Raw genomic sequence first — 6,639 nt, 5'->3', positions numbered from 1 at the left:
GGTTGCGGGGCGGCCGTGAGCGGCCTGGGGGGTGCTGAGGATGCGGGGTGCGTGGGCTGCGTAGGCGAGGTCGGCCACCGTGCCGCCCGGGTGACCGGCAGTGTGTGCGGCGCTTTGGAGGGTCAGCTTCAGCGGCATTCCCTCGATCTGGGGTGTCACCGGCGCCCGCGGGAGTCTGTGGGCCGGGCGTGGCCGGGCGTTGCATCCGAATAAAAAAACGCTGCCCGGTCATACGGCCGAACATGCGGGGCGACAAGGAACCAGCGGGCCACTGCGACTCCCTCCAAAAGGCACTTGGCTGCATCGTTTGATGCCTGAGCCAATACAAGTTGGTGGGAACAGCCCGGTCACGCGTGGTGGATACCTGCTTTTGCGACCGGCCTCTCGTGGCAAGGTCCGGGTACTACTCACTACCCGGACCTGTCCCGCCGCGCTGGCGCCGGTAATCGGTAGGCAAGTATCGTTGCGCACCCGCCGGCGGTGTTCTAGACCGACATACGAATCTTCAAGGCACTGCGCCCGACGGTCACGGCCAGGTGCGTCCCGGTGCCGAGGTGGTCGCCGTCCAGCTGGAACTCCTGTTCATGCTCCAGGGTGATTTCGGCGGATTTGCCCTGGAAGTACTCCACGGATTCGGTCTCGCGCTTATTCCGGCCGAAGATCCCGGCCACGACTCCCAGCCAGCCGAGCCGGCCGCTCGGGGCCAGGACCAGCAGATCCAGCATGCCGTCGTCGATACTGGCGTCGGGGAAGATCTCGACTCCGCCCATGATCCGGCCGCAGTTGCCGATCATCACGCTGCGGATCCTGCGGCGGACGGGTTCTCCGCCGTCGACGCTGATCTGCGCCTTGACAGGTTTGCCGGGAAGCTTACGGATGCCGGCCTCAACGTACGCGAGCCAGCCCATGCGGTCCTTCAGCGCATCAACGGTGTCCGCCATGATGGCGGCGTCGTACCCGAGACCGGCCATGACCAGGAACACCTGTTCCTCGTCCGAGTGGTTAAGCCGGGCCTTGACGACGTCGATGGCTTGTTCGCTGCCGTGGATCACGTCGTAGCAGGCAGAAACCGGGTCGGTGATGTCAACCCCGAGGTTGCGGGCGAGCAGGTTCCCGGTTCCCAGCGGGACCAGCCCCATGGGCGTTCCGGTGCCGGCGAGCACCTCGGCGACGCAGCGAACGGTTCCGTCGCCGCCGGCGGCAATCACGACGTCGACCCCTGCCTCCAGCGCCTGGCGTGCCTGGCCGGTGCCCGGGTCTTCAACGGTGGTTTCGAGCCAGAGCGGCTCGGCCCAGCCCTGCGTTTCGCAGAGCCTGAAGATGGCGCCCCGGAGCGCCGGACCACCGGATTTGGCGGGATTGATGACTACGGCTGCGCGTCTGGACGGCGCGGGATTGTTCTCTGGCATGGCGTCCTTCGATGGCAATTGGGCATAGGGTGTCCCGGCTGAAATCCTAGCGGGATTCTGCGCGTAACTTCCGCAGCAGGGCTGCGAACCGTGGACGCCCGCGCGCCGCGGTCACTAGACTGGCCATGCTCATGTACTGGAGCCTGCCGGCGCGAGACTGTCGCCGGGCAGGCCGCCTGTCCGGATCTGCCGGACGGCACGCGCTCCAGGGGCGGGAAGCGGGAGCTTATGTCTGAACCACAGGAGAACTACTCGGCCGAGGCCGAGGCGTCCAGCACGGATCCCCATGACTGGGGCCGGGCCATGGCGCTGGCGGTCACACGACTGGCAGAGCAGATCGCCCCCGCGGACAGCGAGGATATCCATGCCTCGCTCGTGGGCAAGGACCTGCACCTGAAGATCCGTGACGACTCCGGCGGGGTCACCATCGTGGTCTCCACCCGGCCGGCGTCAGGCCACTCCAGCTGAGGGCCGCTAACGTCCTGAGGACAGGTCCGCGGAGATGATTTCTGCGGTGGCCACGGTGGCCGCCCGCACCGAGTCCAGATAGGCCTCCGGGTCCGGCCGGCTCGCCACCGACTGGGCCTGCAATGACACGTTGATGGCGGCGACCACTTTGGGTCCGTCATGAACCGGCGCGGCGATGGACATCAGGCCGAGCTCCAGCTCCTGGTTCAGCAGGCACCAGCCCTGGGCCCGGACCTTGGCGAGCTCCGCCAGCAGTGGCTCCCGCGATCCGATGGCAAGCGGGGTCAGGGGCCGTATTTCAGTCCGGGCCAGGTAGTTCTCCAGCTCGGCGGGCGGCAGGGCCGCCAGCAGAACCCTGCCCATCGAGGTGGCGTAGGCCGGGAATCGGGTGCCGACCGTGATGCCGACGGCCATGATCCGGCGCGTCGCCACCCGGGCGATGTAGGCGATATCGGTGCCTTCCAGAACGGCGGCCGACGTCGACTCCCCCAACTGCAGGGACAGTTCCTCGAGGTGCGGCTGGGCGAGTTGCGGCAGCGACAGGCCCGACAGGTAGGCGTAGCCGAGCTGCAGCACCTTGGCGGTCAGGGCGAAAATCTTCCCGTCGGTCCGGACGTAGCCCAGCTCCACGAGCGTGTACAGGAACCGCCGTGCCGTGGCCCGGGTGAGGTCCGTCCGGGCCGCCACCTCGGTCAGCGTCATCTTGGGATGGTCCGTGTCGAAGGCGCGGATCACTGCCAGTCCGCGCGCCAGCGACTGCACGTACTGGTCACTGGCCGGCGGCGCGCCGCCGGCGGTGGCGCCCTTTGCTGCGACAATCATTTCCACGCCTCTCGGTCCCGCATCACTTTATCCGCACGGCTTTGTCCGTGCCGGCTTTGTCCGTGCCGCGGATCCTCAGCCTCCGACGGCGGGTGCGGCCGTGAGCGGCACGGGAACCATGTCCTGCAGCTCCTCCAGGGTGCAGCCGAACGTTTCGCGGACCTGCACCCCGCCGGGGCCGGTCAGGAAGACGGCTTTGTCGGTGTAGACGCGGGTGACGCAGCCGATCCCGGTGAGCGGGTAGGTGCAGGTTTCGACGAGCTTGGACACGCCCTCGCGGGTCAGGAGCGTCATCATCACGAAGACATCCTTGGCGCCGGTCGCGAGGTCCATGGCCCCGCCGACGGCCGGGATCGCGTCCGGGGCGCCGGTGTGCCAGTTGGCGAGGTCGCCGGTCGCGGAGACTTGGAACGCGCCCAGTACGCAGATGTCCAGGTGCCCGCCGCGCATGATCGCGAAGGAGTCGGCGTGGTGGAAGTAGGACGCCCCGGGCAGTTCGGTCACCGGGATCTTCCCGGCGTTGATGAGGTCGCCGTCGATCTGGTCCCCGGTGGCCTCCGGTCCCATGCCGAGCATGCCGTTCTCGGTGTGGAGCGTGATGTTCTGCTCCGGCTGAAGGTAGTTCGACACCAGGGTGGGCTGGCCGATGCCCAGGTTCACGAAGGAGCCGGGCTTGATGTCCCGGGCCACGAGGCGGGCCAGGTCATTGCGCCCCAGCGGCTTGTCGGATTTCCGGATGCCGGCAGCCAGAGCCGCCTGGTCATTGGATTGGACGCTCATCTCAGGCCACCTTCACAATGCTGTTGACGTAGATTCCGGGGGTCACGATGATCTCCGGATCAAGGCCGCCCGTGGGGACGATCTCGGACACCTGGACAATGGTGTGTTTGGCCGCGGCGGCCATGATCGGGCCGAAGTTGCGGGCCGTCTTGCGGTAGACGAGGTTGCCCTTGCCGTCGGCCTTGAGCGCCTTGATGAGCGCTACGTCGGCGTGGATGGGGGTCTCGAAGACCTGGCCGCGGCCGTCGAGGATGCGGGTCTCCTTGCCCTCGGCCAGCATGGTGCCGTAGCCGGTGGGGGTGAAGAAGCCGCCGATCCCGGCGCCCGCGGCGCGGATCCGCTCGGCCAGGTTGCCCTGCGGCACCAGTTCCAGCTCGATCTCGCCGGCGTGGTACTTCGCGTCGAAGTGCCAGGAGTCAGACTGCCGCGGGAAGGAACAAATCATCTTCTTCACCCGGCCTTCCTTGATCAGCAGCGCAAGGCCCTGGTCGCCCTGGCCGGCGTTGTTGTTGACCACGGTGAGGTCCTTCGCGCCGCAGTCCATCAGGGCATCGATCAGTTCGAACGGCTGCCCGGCGTTGCCGAAACCGCCGATCATCACGGTGGAGCCGTCCTGGATGCCGGCGACGGCCTCGTTGACGTTCTCTGGAAAGTTCAGCATGTCCTAGCCCTTTACTGTCGCTGTTTGTGCCGACGCTGTTTTTGCCGGGCCGGTGGTTGCGGTGACGTTTTCGAGGACGACGGCGAGGCCCTGGCCGACGCCGATGCAGATCGCGGCGACGCCCCAGCGCTGGCCGGTGGCCTGCAGGGTGCGGGCCAGGGTGCCGAGGATGCGTCCGCCGGAGGCGCCCAGGGGGTGGCCCATCGCGATCGCGCCGCCGTGCCGGTTCACGATGGAGGGGTCGATGCCCCAGGCGGTGATGCAGGCCAGGGACTGCGCGGCGAAGGCCTCGTTGAGTTCGACGGCGCCGACCTGGTCCCAGCCGATGCCGGCCTTGGCCAGGGCCTTGTTCGCCGCCTCGACCGGGGCGTAGCCGAAGAACTGGGGATCGTTGGCGTGCGCGCCGCGCCCGGCGATCCGGGCCAGCGGGTCCATACCCAGCAGGGCGGCGGCGTTTTCGGAGCCGAGCCACGCCGCGGACGCGCCGTCCGAGAGCGGGGACGCGTTCCCGGCGGTGACGGTGCCGTTTTCGGTGCGGAACACCGTTTTCAGGCCGGCGAGTTTCCCGGCCGAGGACCCGGGACGGATGCCCTCGTCCCGGACCAGGTCCGTGCCCGGGACCGCGGTGACGAGCCGGTCGTAGAAGCCCTCGTCCCAGGCCGCGGCGGCGAGGTTGTGCGAATTGGCGGAGAACTCGTCCTGCGCGGCCCGTGTGATGGCGTATTTGTCGGCGAGCCGTTCGGTGGCCTCGCCCAGGGACACGGTCCAGTCCGGGTCCATGGCCGGGTTCACCAGGCGCCAGCCCAGGGTGGTGGAGACCAGGGTCATGTCCCCGGCCGGGTAGGGCTTCTCGGTCTTGGGCAGCACCCAGGGGGCGCGGGACATCGATTCGGCCCCGCCGATCAGCATCAGGTCCGCGTCCCCGGTGTTGATCTGCCGGGACGCGATGATCGCCGCGTCCAGGGAGGACCCGCAGAGCCGGTTCACGGTGGTGCCCGGGATCGAGACCGGCAGCCCCGCGAGCAGTGTCCCCATCCGGGCGATGTTCCGGTTCTCCTCGCCCGCGCCGTTGGCGTTGCCGAACACCACCTCATCGATCCGCTCAACATCGAGTTTCGGGGCGCGCCGCACGGCCTCGCCGATCACGTGCGCGGCCAGATCATCCGGGCGGACCCCGGCGAGCCCGCCGCCGAACTTCCCGAAAGGAGTCCTCACGGCATCAAAAATAAAAGCCTCGTTCACGGCGTGCTGTCCATTTCTGTGTTGTCCATTGAGTGGAAGACCTGCTGGGCGGTCTTGAAGGCGGTGTTGGCGGAGGGGACCCCGCAGTAGATGGCGGTCTGCAGCAGGATTTCCTTGATCTCGTCCCTGCTGAGGCCGTTGGTGATGGCGGCGCGGATGTGCATGGCCAGTTCCTCCCAGTGCCCGTGCGCGACCATCGCGGTGATGGTGACGGCGGAGCGCATCTGCCTGGTCAGGCCGGGCCTGGTCCAGATGCCGCCCCAGGCGATCCGGGTGATCATGTCCTGGAAGTCCTCGGTGAAAGCGTCCTTGTTGGCGTTGGCACGGTCCACGTGCGCAGCGCCAAGCACCTCGCGGCGGACCACCATGCCTCCGTCGTAGATCTCCTGGCTGGTGGCCTCCGGCTGCACCACTCCATGCCGTTCCAGGCCGGTCCGCTCCGCGCCGGTCACTTGCCGGCCCCGCGGGACTCGGCCCAGGTAATCAGGGTCCGCAGCAAGTCGGCCACGTGCCCGGGTGCTTCGAAGGGCGCCAGGTGCGCCACGCCTTCAAGGCTCACTGCACTCGCGGTGCCGCCGCCGGCGGTGATTCCTTCGACGATCGCCTCCGCGAATGACGGCGGGGCGACGGTGTCCTCCACGCCCGCGATGGCCTGGGTGGGGACCCGGATGCTGCCGAGGTGGTCCCGGACGTCATAGGCGGCGAGGGCTTCGCAGCAGTACGCGTAGCTGAAGCGGTCGGCGTCGCGCAGGCTGTGCAGCAGCCGGCCGCTGAGTTCCGGCTGGCGCTCCATGAAACCCTGGCCGAACCAGCGCTGCGCCGAACCCTGGATCATCACGGGCGTGCCCTGGGTCCGTACGGTTTCCGCGCGTTCCAGCCAGCCCTCGGGCGTGCCGAGTTTCGCGCCGGTGCACTGCACGGACAGGCTCTTGAGCCGTTCACCATGCTTGATTCCCAGCTGCAGCCCGGTGGCGCCGCCCAGCGAAACACCGGCGTAGTGGAAAAGCGTTCCGGGCGCGATCGAATCCACCAGCTCGACCACGGCGTCGGCCAGTTCGGCGACCGTAAAGGTCTCCTTCGCGGCCGGCGAGATCCCGTGGCCGGGCAGGTCCCATGCGATGACGTCGACGTCATCGCCAAGCAACGCACCGGCCTGGCTCCACAGCAGCGTGGACGTGCCCAGGGACGGCCCCAGCACGAGGAGGGGTTTGTCCCCCAGCGGGCGCTGGGGCGAAAGCAGTACTGCCTTGACTGTGG

8 protein-coding genes are annotated in these 6,639 nt (G+C 68.2%); 1 reads left to right on the top strand and 7 read right to left on the bottom strand.

Annotation, left to right across the window (positions count from 1 at the left end):
• Positions 1 to 485: 485 nt before the first annotated feature.
• Positions 486 to 1,409, bottom strand: a complete 924-nt coding sequence (locus BJQ90_RS01040; protein ID WP_226758459.1) for a diacylglycerol/lipid kinase family protein — start codon at positions 1,407 to 1,409, stop codon at positions 486 to 488.
• A 228-nt stretch (positions 1,410 to 1,637) separates the two neighbouring features.
• On the opposite strand from BJQ90_RS01040, the gene BJQ90_RS01035 reads away from it, so the two are divergent.
• The gene (locus tag BJQ90_RS01035; RefSeq protein ID WP_226758458.1) at positions 1,638 to 1,877 is read left to right on the top strand and encodes a hypothetical protein; all 240 of its coding nucleotides are present in this window, start codon (positions 1,638 to 1,640) and stop codon (positions 1,875 to 1,877) included.
• 6 nt (positions 1,878 to 1,883) lie between these two features.
• On the opposite strand, the gene BJQ90_RS01030 is transcribed toward BJQ90_RS01035, so the two are convergent.
• From BJQ90_RS01030 to BJQ90_RS01005, 6 genes are all read right to left on the bottom strand, one after another.
• Positions 1,884 to 2,699, bottom strand: coding sequence for an IclR family transcriptional regulator C-terminal domain-containing protein (locus tag BJQ90_RS01030; RefSeq protein WP_226758457.1), 816 nt, complete (start codon positions 2,697 to 2,699; stop codon positions 1,884 to 1,886).
• 75 nt (positions 2,700 to 2,774) lie between these two features.
• On the bottom strand, positions 2,775 to 3,479 hold the full coding sequence (locus BJQ90_RS01025; protein WP_226758456.1) for a 3-oxoacid CoA-transferase subunit B: 705 nt from the start codon (positions 3,477 to 3,479) through the stop codon (positions 2,775 to 2,777).
• Between the two features lies 1 nt (position 3,480).
• Complete coding sequence (locus tag BJQ90_RS01020; RefSeq protein ID WP_226758455.1) at positions 3,481 to 4,140, bottom strand: 3-oxoacid CoA-transferase subunit A; 660 nt, start codon at positions 4,138 to 4,140, stop codon at positions 3,481 to 3,483.
• A gap of 3 nt (positions 4,141 to 4,143) precedes the next feature.
• Positions 4,144 to 5,382 carry a thiolase family protein gene (locus BJQ90_RS01015; RefSeq protein WP_226758454.1) on the bottom strand — a complete coding sequence of 413 codons (1,239 nt, stop codon included), beginning with the start codon at positions 5,380 to 5,382 and terminating at the stop codon, positions 4,144 to 4,146.
• Entirely contained in the window at positions 5,379 to 5,834 is a 456-nt protein-coding gene (pcaC, locus tag BJQ90_RS01010) for a 4-carboxymuconolactone decarboxylase (protein ID WP_226758453.1), read from the bottom strand. Before pcaC ends, BJQ90_RS01015 begins: the two co-directional genes overlap by 4 nt.
• Positions 5,831 to 6,639 (bottom strand): alpha/beta fold hydrolase (locus tag BJQ90_RS01005; protein ID WP_226758452.1); only part of this gene is annotated, 809 nt, incomplete at its 5' end. The genes BJQ90_RS01005 and pcaC, both read right to left, overlap by 4 nt.

Source organism: Arthrobacter sp. SO3 (assembly GCF_020532825.1).
Classification (GTDB): Bacteria; Actinomycetota; Actinomycetes; order Actinomycetales; family Micrococcaceae; genus Arthrobacter.
This window is presented reverse-complemented; position numbering and strand designations above follow the sequence as displayed.

Coding starts and splice junctions, on each gene's coding strand:
- BJQ90_RS01040 (WP_226758459.1), bottom strand. CDS start 1,409: ATGCCAGAGAACAATCCCGCGCCGTCCAGACGCGCAGCCGTAGTCATC.
- BJQ90_RS01035 (WP_226758458.1), top strand. CDS start 1,638: ATGTCTGAACCACAGGAGAACTACTCGGCCGAGGCCGAGGCGTCCAGC.
- BJQ90_RS01030 (WP_226758457.1), bottom strand. CDS start 2,699: ATGATTGTCGCAGCAAAGGGCGCCACCGCCGGCGGCGCGCCGCCGGCC.
- BJQ90_RS01025 (WP_226758456.1), bottom strand. CDS start 3,479: ATGAGCGTCCAATCCAATGACCAGGCGGCTCTGGCTGCCGGCATCCGG.
- BJQ90_RS01020 (WP_226758455.1), bottom strand. CDS start 4,140: ATGCTGAACTTTCCAGAGAACGTCAACGAGGCCGTCGCCGGCATCCAG.